The following is a 12,837-nucleotide window of genomic DNA, read 5'->3' on the forward strand; positions in this document are numbered from 1 at the left end:
GTCGAGATCCGGGAGCAGCATTCGTGAACAGTTCGGTCGGCCCAGCGCAGTCCGCCTCCCGGGGCCGGGGCCTCGCTCCTCGCGCGCGGACGGGCCGCTGACGTGCGGCTGGTGTTCGCCGGGACCCCCGAACCGGCCGTACCATCGCTGCGCCGCCTGCTCGACTCGCCGCGCCACGAGGTGGTCGCGGTGGTGACCCGGCCCGACACCACCGCCGGCCGCGGGCGGCGTGTCGTCCGCTCGGCCGTGGGGCGGCTCGCCGACGACCACGGCATCGAGGTCCTCACCCCGGAGCGGCCGCGCGACCCCGACTTCGTGGCCCGGCTGACCGAACTCGCCCCCGACTGCTGCCCGGTCGTCGCCTACGGCGCGCTCATCCCGCAACCGGTGCTCGACATCCCGAAGTTCGGCTGGGTGAATCTGCACTTCTCGCTGCTGCCCGCGTGGCGCGGCGCCGCGCCCGTGCAGGCCGCGCTCGCCGCGGGGGACGAGGTGACCGGCGCGAGCACGTTCCGGCTCGAGGAGGGCCTGGACACCGGCCCGGTCTACGGGGTGGTCACCGAGACGATCCGGCCCGCCGACACGGCGGGGGATCTGCTCGCCCGGCTCGCCGATTCCGGTGCCGCGCTCCTCGAATCGACTCTCGACGGTCTCGAGGACGGGGTGCTCACGGCCGTGCCGCAGCCCACGGACGGCGTCTCGCACGCCCCCAAGGTCACGGTCGAGTCGGCCCGCGTGAGCTGGGACCGGCCCGCACACCTCGTGGACCGCCACATCCGTTCGGTCACGCCCGCACCCGGTGCCTGGACGATGATCGGCGACCTGCGCGTCAAGCTCGGACCCGTGACCGGCACCGAGGAGACCCTCGCGCCCGGGCAGATCCTGGCCCGCAAGGACGGTGTCCTCGTCGGCACCGGCAGCACCGCCGTGCGGCTCGGGCAGGTCCAGCCGCCCGGCAAGAAGACGATGGCGGCCGCGGACTGGGTTCGCGGCGCCCGGCTCGACCCGGAGGTACGCGCCCAGTGACCGAGTCCCGACGCCCCGCCCGCCGCTCGCGCCGCGGACCCGGCGACCGCAACAACAAGCCTCGGCAGGCCCGCCGGCCGTCCCCCGCGGAGGCCGGCCTCGACCAGGCCCGTCTCGCCGCCCGCGACGTGCTGCGCGCGGTCCGGGAGCGCGACGCCTACGCCAACCTGGTGCTGCCGGCGCTGCTGCGGGAGCGGCGTCTCGACGGTCGCGACGCCGCCCTGGCCACCGAGCTGACGTACGGCGCCGCCCGCGCCCAGGGTCTGCTCGACGCCGTGATCGCCGCGTGCGCCAACCGGCCCGTCACCGAGATCGACGGGGCGCTGCTGGACACCCTGCGGCTGGGCACGTACCAGCTGCTGCGCACCCGCATCGCCCCGCACGCGGCCGTCGCGACGAGCGTCGACATCGTCCGCAGCGAATTCGGCCACGGCAAGTCCGGATTCGTCAATGCGGTGCTGCGGCGCGTCGCGGAGAAGCCCGAGGAACAGTGGATCGTCGAGCTCGCCCCCGACCCGGCTCGTGACCCCGTGGGACACCTGGCATTCCGGTATGCGCATCCGGAGTGGATCGCGAAGGCCTTCGCGGTCGCGCTCGGTCCCGACGCCGGGGAGCTCGAGGAGGTGCTCGCGGCGGACGACGCCCGGCCGGTGGTGCACCTGGTGGCTCGTCCGGGCGTGATCACCGCGGAGGAGCTCGCGCTGGCCACCGGCGGGGAGATCGGCCCCTGGTCGCCCTACGCCGTGCATCTCGACGGCGGCGGCGACCCCGGCAAGCTCGACCCCGTGCGCGAGGGCATGGCCGGCGTGCAGGACGAGGGCAGCCAGCTGGTGGCGCGGGCGCTCACGCTCGCCCCGCTCGACGGACCCGACCACGGCCGGTGGCTGGACCTGTGCGCCGGTCCCGGCGGCAAGGCCGCCCTGCTCGGCGCGCTCGCGGACATCGACGGCTTCACCGTCGACGCCGTCGAGCCGGTCGAGCACCGCGCCGAGCTGATCCGCAAGGCCACCCGCGGCCTCCCGGTCACGGTGCACGTCGCCGACGGTCGCGATCCCGGCCTCGGGTCCGGCTACGACCGCATCCTCGTCGACGCGCCGTGCACCGGGCTGGGCGCCCTGCGGCGCCGGCCCGAATCGCGGTGGCGTCGCAGCCCCGGCGACGTCGCCGAGCTGGTGCGGCTGCAGAAACAGCTCCTCGCCTCGGCGATCGGCCTGCTGCGGCCCGGCGGCGTGGTGCTGTACGCGACGTGCTCCCCACACACCTCCGAGACCCTCGCCGTCGTCGCCGACGCCGTCCGTCGGCACCAGGTCGAGCAGCTCGACACGCGCGAGCTCGTGCCCGGCGTGCCGCGTCTCGGCGACGGCCCGTCCGTGCAACTGTGGCCGCACCGGCACGGCACCGACGCGATGTTCATGGCCGCGCTGCGCACACCGGCGGGCTGATCCGCGAGCCTGTGGCGCGAACGCCGGAAGAATCGGTCCGCGCTCGGATACGGTCGGACGCAACCCGGCCGCTCCCTGCAGGAGGCACGTCGTGCCCGACATCGTCACCCTGACCATGAACCCGGCGCTCGACGTGACCACCTACACCGCCGAGGTGCGGCCCACCAGCAAACTGCGCTGCGAGGCGCCGCGGCTCGAGGCCGGGGGAGGCGGGATCAACGTCGCGAAGGTCGCCGGGGTGCTCGGCGTGTCGGCCGGGGCGGTGTATCCGGCCGGCGGTCCGACCGGGGATACGCTCTCGGCGCTGCTGGCCGCCGGGGGTGTCGACAGCCGGCGCATCGACATCGACGGCATGACCCGCGAGTCGTTCACGGCGATCGAACGCAGCACCGGCCACGAGTACCGGTTCGTGCTGCCCGGCCCGGAGCTGAGCGTGGAGGACCAGGAACGGTGCCTGGACCTGCTCGTCGAGACCGCCACCGGCGCACGGTACGTCGTCGCCAGCGGCAGCCTTCCGCCGGGCGTGCCGGGCGAGTTCGTCCAGCGCGTGGCCGACGCCGCCACCGACGCCGGTGCGCGCTTCGTCCTCGACTCGTCGGGGGACGCACTGCGCCGCATCAAGTCGGGCGTGCACCTGGTCAAGCCGAGCCTGCGGGAGCTGCGCGAATGGGTGGGCCGGGAACTGCGCACCCCGCACGAACAGGCCGCGGCCGCCCACGAACTCGTCGACGCCGGCGTCGCCGAGGTCGTGGTGGTGTCCCTCGGGCCGGAGGGGGCGCTGCTCGTCTCCGCCGACACCACCGCCCGGCTGAAGGCCCTGGACGTGCCCGTGCGCAGCGCCGTGGGCGCCGGCGACAGCATGGTCGCCGGGCTGGTCGTGGGCCTGCTGCGGGGCCGCTCGCTGCGCGACGCCCTGGCGCTCGGCATCGCGGCGGGCTCGGCGGCCCTGCTCACGCCGGGCAGCCAGGTCTGCCGCCGCGACGACGTCGAGCGGTTCGACGTCCTCGCGCGGCAGCGGTGACGCCCCGAGCGACCGGATCGTTCCCCCCGTCAGGGCGGTCCCGAGCGGCCGACGGCATGGTCCGCTCGCTCGGAGCGCACGACGCGGTCAGTGCTCGTGCCGTGCGCGGTCCAGGACGATCCGTTGCTCGGCCTGCGCCACCGTGCGCCGGGTCTGCGCCGCCGCGTCCGGCGTCACCGAGACCGACGTGATGCCCCGGCGCACGAGATGCTCGGCCAGTTCCGTGCTGGTGGAGACGGCCTGCCCGCACAGCGACGTGGTCAGGCCGGCCGCCGACGCCCGCTCGATGATGTGGTCGATTGCGTCCAGCACCGCCGGGTCGAGCGTGTCGAACAGGTCCTTGCACACCTCGGAGTCGCGGTCGACGCCGAGCACGAGCTGGGTCAGGTCGTTGCTGCCGATCGACACGCCGTGGATGCCGAGCTTCGCGTACTCGGGCAGCCAGTACACCACCGACGGCACCTCGGCCATGATCCAGCGCAGCATCCGGCGATCCGTGCCGAGCGGATGCGCGTCGAGCTGGGCCAGGCACTCCCTCAGCTCCCACCGGGTGCGCACGAACGGGATCATCAGGTGCACGTTGGGGTGCTGCGCGCGCACGCGGTGCAGGACGTCGAGGTCGAGCGAGAACAGCTCGGGATCGCGCACGTAGCGGAAGCAGCCGCGGTACCCGATCATCGGGTTCTCCTCGTCCGGCTCCACCTCGCCCCCCTTCAGGTTCGCGAACTCGTTGCTGCGCAGGTCGATTGCGCGGTACACCACCGGCCGCGGGGCGAAGGCCGCCGCGATCCGCGCGACGCCCTCGGCCATCTTCGACACGTACTCCTCGCGCCGGCCCTGCGCGATCATGTAGGCGGGATGCTCCCCGGCGAGCGCCTCGGTGATCATGAACTCCGCCCGCAGCAGCCCCACCCCGTCGACGTCGGTGGCGGCGACGGCCTGCGCGGCGTCGGGGGTGGCGAGATTGACGTACACGGCCGTCGCGGTGACGGTCGGGGAGGGGGCCGCGGCCGCCGGGGCGGCGGTCTGCGCCGCGGTCGGCCGGTCGGCGCGGACCTCCCCGTCGAACACGACGCCGGCATCGCCGTCCACCGTGATCACCTGGCCGTCCCGCAGGTCCTGCGTCGCGGTGCGGGCGCCGACGACGACGGGCTTGCCGAGTTCGCGGCCGACGATCGCGGCGTGACAGGTGATGCCGCCACCGTCGGTGACGATGCCCCCGGCGCGGCGCAGGATCGGCAGCCAGTCGGGCCGCGTCATCGGGGCCACGAGGATCTCCCCCTCGGTCAGGCGCTTGCCGTCGACCAGTTCCTGCAGCACCCGGACCCGTCCGGTCGCCCGGCCGGGGCCGGCGCCGAGCCCGGTCAGCAGCGGTGTCGCCTGCCCGTTGCCGGACGCCGCGGCGGCCCCGGGCATACCCAGGGTGGTGATCGGGCGGGTCTGCACGATCCACAGCTCGCCCTCGGCGAACGCGAACTCGAGGTCCTGCGGCCGGCCGTAGTGCTGCTCGACGCCCGCGGCGAGCCGCGCGACCTTCTCGAGCTGCTCCTCGTCGAGCACCCGCGTCTGCCGCGACGAATCGACCGCGACGCGGCTGTCGCCGGTGTCGGTGGAGGCGATCTGGAACTCCTGATGCCCGAGATGCACGTCGAGCACGGCGAAGCCGTCCTTGGCGACGACGTAGGTGTCCGGCTCGACCTGGCCGCCCACGACGACCTCGCCGAGGCCGAGGGCGGCCTCGACGACGATGCGGTCGAGCTCGCCGGTGCGGGGGTCGGCCGTGAACGCCACCCCCGAGGCCTCCGAGCGCACCATCACCTGCACCACGACGGCGATGGACGGTTCGTCGGTCACCCCGCGCAGGCCCCGGTAGGTCCGGGCCCGCTCCGACCACAACGACGCCCAGCACGCCTGCACGGCGCGCACCACCGCGTCGGCGCCGGCGATGTTGGTGTACGACTCGTGGATCCCGGCGAACGAGGTGTCCGCGGCGTCCTCGGCGGGCGCGGAGGACCGCACCGCCACCGGCACGTCCACGCCCAGCTTCTCGTAGGCGGCGACGATGTCGGCGCGGATCTCGTCGGGCACCGCGGCCCCGTTCACCAGCGCGGCCAGTTCCGCGGAGGTGCGGATCAGCGTCGCGTCGTCGATGTCGGAGGCCGGGACGGCCTCGGCGCGCAGCCGGTCGCGCACCCCCGCGGCGGCCATCGAATCGAGATAGGCGGCGGTGGTGATCGCGAAGGCGGGCGGCACGGGGAACCCGGCCCGGGTCATCTCCCCGAGGTTGGCGGACTTGCCCCCCACGGTCGGCGCATCCTCCGCGCCCACCTCGCCGATCGGTCGAACCCACACCGTGTGCGTGGCCATCGTCGCTCCCCACTGCCGCTTCGGGCCCAGCGGATCCGGGCCCGCCACCGTCCACTCAAGCATCGCCCAGAGGGTCGAACCAGGGGTCGAAAGTCATGAAAACCTGTCCCCGGGCGGGCGGGCGCCGCGACGCGCGGCGGGCCCCGCCGGCGGGACCGTTAAACTCGGTGGACGTGGCCCACCCGATGATCGCCCCCTCCATCCTCTCCGCGGATTTCGCGCGCCTGGCCGACGAGGCCGCCGCCGTCGCGGACGCGCACTGGCTGCACGTCGACGTCATGGATGCGCACTTCGTGCCGAACCTGACCCTCGGCCTGCCGGTGGTGCAGTCGCTGCTGAAGGCAACCGACATCCCGCTCGACTGTCATCTGATGATCGAGGACCCGGGCCGCTGGGCGCCGCCCTACGCCGAGGCGGGCGCGCACAATGTCACCTTCCACGTCGAGGCCACCGAGAATCCCGTCGCCGTCGCCCGCGACATCCGGGCCGCCGGCGCCAAGGCCGGCCTGAGCGTCAAGCCCGGCACCCCGCTCGAGCCCTACCTCGAGATCCTGAAGGAGTTCGACACGCTGCTGGTGATGAGCGTCGAGCCCGGCTTCGGCGGCCAGTCGTTCATCCCCGACGTGCTCGACAAGGTCCGCGCGATCCGCCGTCTCGTCGACGCCGGGGAGCTGACCCTGCTCGTCGAGATCGACGGCGGCATCAACGCCGACACCATCGAGGCGGCCGCCGAGGCCGGTGTGGACTGCTTCGTCGCCGGGTCGGCCGTGTACGGGGCCGACGACCCGGGCGAGGCGGTGCGCAAGCTGCGTGAGCGGGCCGCCCACGCCTCCCCGCACCTGACCCTGGCCACGTGAGCGATGCACCGCTCGAGGCGGCCGTGAGCGGTGCCCCGCTCGAGGCGGCACTGCGCCTCGCGCTCGACGCCGGGGAGTCGGTGCGCGGCACCACCAGCCCCAATCCGCCCGTCGGCGCGGTGATCCTCGACGCGGCGGGACAGGTCGCCGGGGTCGGGGCGACCCGGCCGCCGGGCGGCCCCCACGCCGAGGTCGTCGCACTCGAGGCGGCCGGGGAGCGGGCCCGCGGCGGTACCGCCGTCGTGACCCTGGAGCCGTGCAATCACACCGGCCGTACCGGTCCGTGCGCGCAGGCCCTGCTGCGCGCCGGCGTCGCCGCCGTCTACTACGCGGTGGCCGATCCCCACCCGGCGGCGGCCGGGGGTGCGCGGACGCTGCGGGACGGCGGCGTGCGGGTGCACGGCGGGTTCGGCGCCGAGCCCGCCGAGGCGGGAGCCCTGCGTGCCTGGCTGCACCGGCAGCGCACGGGACGGCCCCACGTGACGTGGAAGTACGCCGCGAGCCTGGACGGGCGCAGCGCCGCCGCCGACGGCACCAGCCGCTGGATCTCCGGCCCGCAGTCACGCGCCCGCGTGCACGCCGAGCGCTCGCGGCTCGACGCGATCGTCGTCGGCACCGGCACCGTCCTCGCCGACGACCCGTGGTTGACCGCCCGGCTGCCGGACGGCTCGCTGGCCCCGCACCAGCCCCTGCGCGTGGTCGTCGGCAGGAGCGAGATCCCGAAGACCGCAAGAGTTCTCGATGATGCCGCGCCCACCCTGGTGCTGCGCACCCACGATCCGGACGAGGTGCTCGGCGCGCTCGCGGACCGGGTGGACGTGCTGCTCGAGGGCGGCCCGCGCCTGGCCGGTGCGTTCCTCGCCGCGGGCCGGGTCGACCGCATCCAGGCCTATCTCGCGCCGGTGCTGCTCGGGTCCGGACCGTCCGCAGTGCGGGACGCCGGCGTGCGCACGATCGCCGAGGCGCTACGGTTTCGTCGGGAGCGCGTCGAAACCGTCGGCGCCGACGTGTTGCTGACCCTGGTCCCCGACCGGGAGTGAGGAGCGAGCTGTGTTCACCGGGATCGTGGAGGAACTGGGCGAGATCGTCGCGCGGGAGGACCTGGCCGACGCGGCGCGGTTCACCGTCCGCGGACCCGTCGTGACCTCCGACGCCGGCCACGGCGACTCCATCGCCGTCAACGGTGTGTGCCTGACCGTCGTCGACGTCCCGGGCGGCGACTCCTTCACCGCCGATGTGATGAAGGAGACCCTCGACCGTTCGAGCCTGTCGCAGCTCGGTCCCGGCAGCCGCGTCAACCTCGAGCGGGCCGCCGCGCTGAACAGCCGCCTCGGCGGGCACCTGGTCCAGGGCCACGTCGACGGCACCGGCACCGTGCTCTCGCGCACCCCGTCGGAGAACTGGACCGTGGTGCGGATCTCGTTGCCTGCCGACGTGTCCCGGTACGTGGTGCACAAGGGCTCGATCACGGTGGACGGGGTCTCGCTGACCGTCTCCGCGCTCGGCGGCGAGCCCGGCGACGAGTGGTTCGAGATCTCCCTGATCCCGACCACGCTGTCGCTGACCACCCTGGGCAGCGCCGCCCCCGGCACGCTCGTCAACCTCGAGGTCGACGTCATCGCGAAGTATGTGGAGCGGCTGCAGGCCGCCGGCCGCTGAGTCGTACTGTTGAACTCGGCAATCAGTTTGTCCGTACACGAGATTTTGGAGCCCACGCAAGTGACGAGGTTCGACACCATCGAGCGCGCGATCGCCGATATCGCAGCCGGCAAGGCGGTCGTCGTGGTCGACGACGAGGACCGCGAGAACGAGGGCGACCTCATCTTCGCAGCCGAGAAGGCCACTCCCGAACTGGTGGCGTTCATGGTGCGCTACACCTCCGGGTACCTGTGCGTGCCGCTGGCCGGGGAGGACTGCGACCGCCTCGGCCTGCCCCCCATGTACTCGACCAACCAGGACAAGCACGGCACCGCCTACACCGTGACTGTCGACGCGCGGGAAGGGATCGGCACCGGCATCTCCGCCTCGGACCGGGCCACCACGATGCGGCTGCTCGCCGATCCGAACAGCACCGCACAGGACTTCACCCGCCCCGGGCACGTGGTGCCGCTGCGCGCCAAGGAGGGCGGCGTGCTGCGCCGGCCCGGCCACACCGAGGCCGCCGTCGACCTCGCCCGCATGGCCGACCTGCGCCCGGCCGGCGTGATCTGCGAGATCGTCTCGCAGAAGGACGAGGGCCACATGGCTCAGACCGAGGAACTGCGGGTCTTCGCCGACGAGCACAAGCTCGCCCTGATCTCCATCGCCGACCTGATCGCCTGGCGCCGCAAGCACGAAAAGCACGTCGTGCGCATCGCCGAGGCCCGCATCCCCACCCGGCACGGCGACTTCACCGCCGTCGGCTACCAGAGCGTCTACGACGAGGTCGAGCACGTCGCGCTGGTGCTCGGCGACATCCCCGGCCCGGACGGTGAGGGTGCCGACGTGCTCGTGCGGGTGCACTCGGAGTGCCTGACCGGCGACGTGTTCGGCTCGCTGCGGTGCGACTGCGGCCCGCAGCTCGACGCCGCACTCGAGATGGTGGCCATGGAGGGCCGCGGTGTGGTGCTGTACATGCGCGGGCACGAGGGCCGCGGCATCGGCCTGATGCACAAGCTGCAGGCCTACCAGCTGCAGGACTCCGGCTCGGACACCGTGGACGCGAACCTGCAGCTCGGCCTGCCCGCCGACGCCCGGGACTACGGCATCGGCGCGCAGATTCTCGTGGACCTGGGCATCTCGTCGATGCGGTTGCTGACCAACAACCCCGCCAAGCGGGTCGGCCTCGACGGCTACGGGCTGCAGATCACCGAGCGGGTGGCGATGCCGCTGCGCGCGAACTCCGAGAACATCACCTACCTGCGCACCAAGCGGGACCGCATGGGCCACGACCTGATCGGCCTGGACGACTACGAGGCGGGGGACGCGTAGATGAGCGGCGAAGGACTGCCCGAGCTGCAGCTGTCCGAGGCGGCCGGGCTGCGGCTGGCCATCGTCGCCGGCCGCTGGCACGCCGAGATCTCCGAGGCGCTCGTTGCCGGGGCGCAGCGCGTCGCCGAGCAGGCCGGCGTCACCGACGTCACCCTCGAACGTGTCGCCGGCGCGATCGAGCTGCCGGTCGTCGCCCAGCAGCTGGCCCGCACCCACGACGCGGTCGTCGCCCTCGGCGTCGTGATCCGCGGCGGGACCCCCCATTTCGAGTACGTGTGCGACGCCGTCACCTACGGGCTCACCCGCATCGCGCTGGACGAGGGCACCCCCGTCGGCAACGGGGTCCTCACCACGAACGACGAGCAGCAGGCGATCGACCGGGCCGGACTGCCCGGCTCCGTCGAGGACAAGGGCGGGCAGGCGTGCGCTGCCGCCCTCGACACCGCCGTGACCCTGCGGCGGCTGCGCGGGGCCGCGCGGTGACCTCCGCCGCCGACACCCGCTGGGACCTCGAGGTCCGCAGCCGCAAGATGTCCCGGTGGGCGATCGTGGCGGCGATCGTGCTCATGCTCGGCCACATCGGGGCCGCGCTCGTGCTGCGCGCCGGCGGCGACACCGGCGTGAACCTGCGCGTCGCCGACCAGATCGCCATCGTCTGCGTCGGCGTCGTCGTCTCCGGCAGTGTGCTGCTGCTGACCCGGCCCCGGTTGCGTGCCGGGGCGTCCGGCGTGGTGGTGCGCAACGTCCTCGGTGAGAAGTCGTTCGGCTGGGACCAGGTGCGGGGCATGACCTTCCCCCAGGGCAAGCCGTGGCCCCGGCTCGAGCTGCCGCAGGACGAGTACGTGCCCGTCGTCGCTGTGCAGGCCCGCGACGGGGAGCACGCCGTCGCGGCGCTGGCCGCGTTCCGCGAGCTCGAACAGCGGTACGGCGGGGGTGTCGGCTCGGCCGACTAGCCTGGACCCGTGCCCGACCCCTCGACCTACCGCCCTGCCCCCGGCACCGTCCCGGTGGAGCCGGGGGTGTACAAGTTCCGCGATCCGCACGGCCGCGTCGTCTACGTCGGCAAGGCCAAGAGCCTGCGGGCGCGGCTGAACTCGTACTTCGCCGACGTCGCGTCGCTGCACCCGCGGACCCGGCAGATGGTGACCACCGCCGGGTCCGTCGAGTGGACGGTCGTGGGCACCGAGGTCGAGGCACTGCAGCTCGAGTACAACTGGATCAAGGAGTTCGATCCCCGGTTCAACGTCCGCTACCGCGACGACAAGACCTACCCCATGCTCGCGGTGACGTTGAACGAGGAGTACCCACGGCTGTTCGTCTACCGCGGGCCGCGCCGCAAGGGCGTGCGGTACTTCGGTCCCTACTCCCACGCCTGGGCCATCCGCGAGACCCTCGATCTGCTGCTGCGGGTGTTCCCGGCCCGCACCTGCTCGGCCGGAGTGTTCAAGCGGCACGCGCAGATCGGCCGCCCGTGCCTGCTCGGCTACATCGACAAGTGCTCGGCACCGTGCGTGGGCCGTGTCGACGCGGCCGGGCACCGGCGCATCGTCGAGGACTTCTGCGACTTCCTCGCCGGCCGCACCGACAAGCTGGTCCGCGACCTCGAACAGCGCATGCAGGCCGCCGCCGAGGACCTCGACTTCGAGACCGCCGCGCGGCTGCGCGACGACCTCGGTGCGCTGCGCCGCGCCCTGGAGAAGCAGGCGGTGGTGCTCGGCGACGGCACCGACGCCGACCTCGTCGCCTTCGCCGGCGACGACCTCGAGGTGGCCGTGCAGGTGTTCCACGTGCGCGGCGGCCGCGTGCGCGGCCAGCGGGGCTGGGTGGTGGAGAAGTCCGGCGACGTGGTGGACCGGCCCGAGGACGCGGCGGGTGCCTCCGGCACCGCCGAGACGGAACTGTCGCTGCTGGTCGAGCAGTTCCTCACCCAGTTCTACGGCGAGGAGGCCGCCCTGTCGGCGGCCGGCGCCGAACCGGCGGGCAGCGCCGTGCCCCGCGAGGTGCTCGTGCCCGCCCTGCCGCCCGAGCCGGAGGAGATGAGCCGCTGGCTCGGCACCCTGCGCGGCGGCCCGGTGCGGCTGCGGGTGCCGCAGCGCGGCGACAAGAAAGCCCTCGCCGAGACCGTGCAGCGCAACGCGCACGAGGCCCTGACCCAGCACAAGCTGCGCCGCGCCGGCGACTTCACCGCCCGCTCGGCCGCCCTGCAGGGCATCCAGGAGGCCCTCGACCTGGACTCGGCGCCGCTGCGCATCGAGTGTGTCGACATCAGCCACGTGCAGGGCACCGACGTCGTCGCGTCGCTGGTGGTGTTCGAGGACGGCCTGCCCCGCAAGGCGGACTACCGGCACTACGCCATCCGCGAGGCCGCCGGCGACGGCCGCTCCGACGACGTCGCCTCCATCGCCGAGGTGACCCGGCGCCGGTTCCTGCGGCACAACCGGGACCTCGCCGCGGCCGGCGGTGACCCGGCCGCGGCCCGCGACGGTGACCCGGTCGCGGCCCGCGACGGTGACGGCGGCGACCTCGCCCCGGAGGCCGCGCTCGATCCGGCCACCGGGCGGCCCCGCCGCTTCGCGTACCCGCCGAATCTGTACGTCGTCGACGGTGGTGCCCCGCAGGTCGCCGCCGCGGCGGAGGTGCTCGACGAACTCGGCATCACCGACGTCGCGGTGATCGGACTGGCCAAGCGGCTCGAGGAGGTCTGGGTGCCGGGGGAGGAGGACCCGGTCATCCTGCCCCGCACCAGCGAATCGCTGTACCTGCTGCAGCGGGTCCGGGACGAGGCGCACCGCTTCGCCATCACCTACCACCGCAGCAAGCGGTCCCGGCGCATGACCGCTTCCGCGCTCGACGGGGTGCGCGGACTCGGGCAGGCCCGCCGCAACGCGCTCGTCGCGCACTTCGGGTCGGTGGCCCGGCTGCGGGAGGCGACCGTGGAGGAGATCACCGCGGTCCCCGGCATCGGCGTCGCCACCGCTCGCGCCGTGCTCGACGCCCTGCGCGGCGACGTCCCGGACACCGCGCCGGCCCCGGCGGGTGAGGCTGCGCCGGACACGCCGGTGGGTGATGATGGCACCGTCGGCGTGTCGGGCGGACGAACGGAGTCGGAACTGTGACACACGAGGCGGAGACGGCGCAGCCTCGGCCCCGGCCC

At 73.8% G+C, this 12,837-nt stretch carries 11 protein-coding genes; 10 read left to right on the forward strand and 1 reads right to left on the reverse strand.

Going from position 1 to position 12,837, the window contains the following annotated elements; all coding sequences use genetic code 11:
* Positions 1–102 precede the first annotated feature (102 nt).
* From fmt to HFP48_RS13595, 3 genes are all read left to right on the forward strand, one after another.
* Positions 103–1,026 (forward strand): methionyl-tRNA formyltransferase, encoded by a 924-nt coding sequence (gene fmt, locus HFP48_RS13585; protein WP_006937666.1) that lies wholly within the window; start codon positions 103–105, stop codon positions 1,024–1,026.
* Complete coding sequence (locus HFP48_RS13590; RefSeq protein ID WP_006937668.1) at positions 1,023–2,468, forward strand: transcription antitermination factor NusB; 1,446 nt, start codon at positions 1,023–1,025, stop codon at positions 2,466–2,468. The genes fmt and HFP48_RS13590 overlap by 4 nt, the downstream gene beginning before the upstream one ends.
* A 91-nt stretch (positions 2,469–2,559) precedes the next feature.
* On the forward strand, positions 2,560–3,489 hold the full coding sequence (locus HFP48_RS13595; protein ID WP_006937670.1) for a 1-phosphofructokinase family hexose kinase: 930 nt from the start codon (positions 2,560–2,562) through the stop codon (positions 3,487–3,489).
* 87 nt (positions 3,490–3,576) lie between these two features.
* On the opposite strand, the gene ppsA is transcribed toward HFP48_RS13595, so the two are convergent.
* Positions 3,577–5,856 carry a phosphoenolpyruvate synthase gene (gene ppsA / locus HFP48_RS13600; protein WP_168580573.1) on the reverse strand — a complete coding sequence of 760 codons (2,280 nt, stop codon included), beginning with the start codon at positions 5,854–5,856 and terminating at the stop codon, positions 3,577–3,579.
* A gap of 173 nt (positions 5,857–6,029) precedes the next feature.
* Between ppsA and rpe the strand changes: the two genes are divergently transcribed.
* Genes rpe through uvrC form a run of 7 tightly spaced genes read left to right on the forward strand, consistent with a single transcriptional unit; the run spans position 6,030 to position 12,799 of the window.
* Positions 6,030–6,713 carry a ribulose-phosphate 3-epimerase gene (gene rpe / locus HFP48_RS13605; RefSeq protein WP_029543611.1) on the forward strand — a complete coding sequence of 228 codons (684 nt, stop codon included), beginning with the start codon at positions 6,030–6,032 and terminating at the stop codon, positions 6,711–6,713.
* 23 nt (positions 6,714–6,736) lie between these two features.
* Positions 6,737–7,753 (forward strand): bifunctional diaminohydroxyphosphoribosylaminopyrimidine deaminase/5-amino-6-(5-phosphoribosylamino)uracil reductase RibD, encoded by a 1,017-nt coding sequence (gene ribD / locus HFP48_RS13610; RefSeq protein ID WP_044476036.1) that lies wholly within the window; start codon positions 6,737–6,739, stop codon positions 7,751–7,753.
* Between the two features lie 10 nt (positions 7,754–7,763).
* On the forward strand, positions 7,764–8,372 hold the full coding sequence (locus HFP48_RS13615; protein ID WP_006937678.1) for a riboflavin synthase: 609 nt from the start codon (positions 7,764–7,766) through the stop codon (positions 8,370–8,372).
* A gap of 60 nt (positions 8,373–8,432) precedes the next feature.
* The gene (locus HFP48_RS13620) at positions 8,433–9,683 is read left to right on the forward strand and encodes a bifunctional 3,4-dihydroxy-2-butanone-4-phosphate synthase/GTP cyclohydrolase II (RefSeq protein WP_006937680.1); all 1,251 of its coding nucleotides are present in this window, start codon (positions 8,433–8,435) and stop codon (positions 9,681–9,683) included.
* Positions 9,684–10,166 (forward strand): 6,7-dimethyl-8-ribityllumazine synthase, encoded by a 483-nt coding sequence (ribH, locus tag HFP48_RS13625; protein WP_006937682.1) that lies wholly within the window; start codon positions 9,684–9,686, stop codon positions 10,164–10,166.
* On the forward strand, positions 10,163–10,636 hold the full coding sequence (locus HFP48_RS13630; protein WP_168579630.1) for a PH domain-containing protein: 474 nt from the start codon (positions 10,163–10,165) through the stop codon (positions 10,634–10,636). Before ribH ends, HFP48_RS13630 begins: the two co-directional genes overlap by 4 nt.
* A gap of 9 nt (positions 10,637–10,645) precedes the next feature.
* Positions 10,646–12,799 carry an excinuclease ABC subunit UvrC gene (gene uvrC, locus HFP48_RS13635; RefSeq protein ID WP_168579631.1) on the forward strand — a complete coding sequence of 718 codons (2,154 nt, stop codon included), beginning with the start codon at positions 10,646–10,648 and terminating at the stop codon, positions 12,797–12,799.
* Positions 12,800–12,837 lie beyond the last annotated feature (38 nt).

Origin of the sequence: Rhodococcus sp. DMU1 (assembly GCF_012272955.1) — a bacterium.
In the GTDB taxonomy this organism is placed as follows: Bacteria; Actinomycetota; Actinomycetes; order Mycobacteriales; family Mycobacteriaceae; genus Rhodococcus; species Rhodococcus aetherivorans.